The 2,846-nt window shown below is 68.6% G+C and carries 1 protein-coding gene; it reads right to left on the bottom strand.

The features are described 5' to 3' along the window. Positions 1-2,846 (bottom strand): helicase-related protein (locus tag VF515_04105; GenBank protein HEX7406818.1); only part of this gene is annotated, 2,846 nt, incomplete at both ends.

Genomic DNA, 2,846 nt, shown 5'->3' with positions numbered 1-2,846 from the left:
CCGGCAATGCCGTCACCGGTGACCAAGCCGCGGGCAACCAGCTCCCACAGCGCTGCCTCCGTCTGCACGGGCAAGCGTCCAGTGGCGCGAGCGATGTCGGAAAGGAAAGCGGCACCGTGTTGCTGTAGGTACACGAACACCTCGCGAGCCCCCACCGACAGATCGTGCAGCAGGTCGACCTCAGGCGGCTCGGGTTCCAGGAGCGCCGGCAGTGCCTCACGCAGGACAAACGCCAGCGGCGCCGCGCGCGTGGGCGCGGCTCTGCGGCGGCGGGGCGCCGGAGTCCCGTCGTCATCCGGTTCGTCGGCAACAGCCAGCCGCAGCCTTCCCCAAGCAACCTCACCCGCCAGGCAGAGCTGCTCGAGGTCGGCCGGATTGTAGAGGTTGACGCGGGCCGGCAAGATGTCCCGCTCCCAGGCAGGCGCCGGCAACTCGAGGCCCTGCAGCTGCCCGATCACCTGCGCCACGCCGTCTCTGCCGTGCAGCTGCGTCCCCGGATGCACATGCTGCCAGCGCAGGAGAAAGCGGATGAAATCCGCCGGCGACACCGGCTCGATCTCGCGCCGCAGCCGGCCGATCGTCAGGCGGTGGATGCGCGCCAGCAGCCTCCGGTCGCACCATTCGATCGTTGGAAGTCCAGCGTCGACTCTTGTGAATCTCCCCCGCAGCACGATCCCTTCCGATTCGAGCCGCGACAGTGCCGCCTCGACCGTGTTCTCTGCGACACCAAGGAGCGCGGCCAAGCCCGACACCGTCACTGGCCCGAGGCACTCCATCCAGCCTTGTACGATCCTGCGGACGGCGTCTTCCGGCTCACACGAGGCGATGTCCCGAAACGCAACCGGCGGCGCCAACGTCGCCTCCGGCAATGCCGCATGCACGAGCCCGGCACGCTCGGCAGCAACCAGGGCCGCACGCCCTTCGCAGCGGGCATACGTGGCGCGACCATCACGAATGAGTTGTGCTGACAATTCCGCCCAGCTGGCCAGCAGATGGGTGGGTAAGACCACCAGACTGAGCAGCAGGTCGTGCAGCTCATCGGCGTCACGCACATCAGGCCAGGCTTGCGCGCGCACTTCGTCAATCGCCGCCTCATCGAGGGCACCGATGCCACCCGCCAATTCGGGATCGATCCGGCGCAGCGACACCGCCCGCGCCCGGCGTTCTTCGAGTGGCGCATCATCCAAAAAGGCGTAGGGATTGGCGTTCAGGATTTCGTGCGACATCGGCGAGGGTGCGGCCGTGTCGATCGCCAGGGTCCGCACCCTGCCCTGCTCGATTGCCTCGATGATGGCGCGCAAGCCGTCCACGTCCATCGCCTCATGCAGGCAGTTGGCAATGGTCTCCTGCACCAGCGGGTGATCGGGCAGGTCGATCGGCCCACCAGGATGGTTGTCACCGCAGGCAAGCTGCGCAGGGAAGACGGCCGCGAGCAGGTCCTCGGCGCGCATGCGCTGGATGGGCATGGGCACCCGCCGCCCACCCGAGTGGCGCAGCAGGGCGAGCGCCCGCGTCGCGTTCCAGCGCCAGCGCGTACCGAACATCGGCGCCGCCAGCGCGGCCTGCACCAGATCTTCCTCCAGTGCGGCGGATCGCACCATGGCGAAGACACTCTCCAGCGGGAAACTGTGTTGTTCTCCGAGAGAGATGACGATGCCGTCGTCGGTTGCCGCCGCCTGCAGCTCGAAGTCGAACGTACGGCAGAAGCGTTTGCGTAGTGCCAGCCCCCAGGCCCGATTGATACGGCCGCCGAAGGGCGCGTGGAGGACGAGCTGCATACCGCCGCTTTCGTCGAAGAAGCGTTCCGCAATGATCGTGCCTTGCGCCGGCACGGCACCCAGCACGGCACGGGTCTCCGCAACGTAGGCGACAATCTGGTCGGCGCCGTCCTGATCGAGGCCGCACTCAGCCATCAGCCAGGCGGCTGCCGTGGCAACGTCCGGGAGGCGCGCGGCGACTTGTTCGCGCAACTCCGCCACCGCGGCCGACAGCTCCGGGGTGCGGGCGGGCGCTTCGCCCAGCCAGAACGGGATCGTCGGCGCAGCGCCCTGGGCATCCTCCACCCGCATCCGGCCGGCCTCGACACGGCGAATGCGCCACGAACGGTTGCCGAGCAGAAAGACGTCGCCCGCCATGCTCTCCACGGCGAAGTCTTCATTGACTTTGCCGACGAACGTACCGGCGGGGTCCTCGATGACGTCGTAATCCGCGTTGTCGGGAATGGCACCGCCGCTGATGATGGCGGCCAGCCGAGCCCCGCGCCGCGGGCGCAGTCGGCCGTGCACCCGGTCGCGATGCACGTGGGCCGAACGCCGCCCGCGCCGCGTCGCCACGCCATCGGACAGCATCGCCAGCACCGCCTCGAAATCGTCGCGGCCGAGGTGCTGAAACGGATAGGCGCGCCGCGCCAGCCGCCACATCTCTTCTTCGCCGATCTCACCGCTGGCGACGGTGGCAACGATCTGCTGCGCCAGGATGTCGAGCGGATGCTGTGGGACGGTGATGTGATCGAGCTGGCCGGCACGCACCGCTCGGATGGCGGCGGCACACTGCACCAGGTCGTCGCGGGTGAGGGGGAACAGAATGCCTTTGGGAATTGCCCCCAGCCAGTGCCCCGAGCGCCCAACGCGCTGCAGCAAGGTCGCCAGTGTGCGCGGGGCGCCGAGGTGGCACACGAGATCGACATGCCCCACATCGATGCCGAGTTCCAGCGACGCCGTCGCCACCACCACCGGTAGCGCGCCGCTCTTCAGCCCTTCCTCGGCCTGCAAGCGGGTGCGCCGCGACAGACTGCCGTGATGCGCGGCGACCTTGTCGTCGCCGAGCCGCTGCGCCAGTTGATGAGC

This window comes from Candidatus Binatia bacterium, from assembly GCA_036382395.1.
In the GTDB taxonomy this organism is placed as follows: domain Bacteria; phylum Desulfobacterota; class Binatia; order HRBIN30; family HRBIN30; genus JAGDMS01.
Note: the sequence above shows the minus strand (reverse complement) of the source record. Positions and strands in the feature narration are given on the sequence as shown.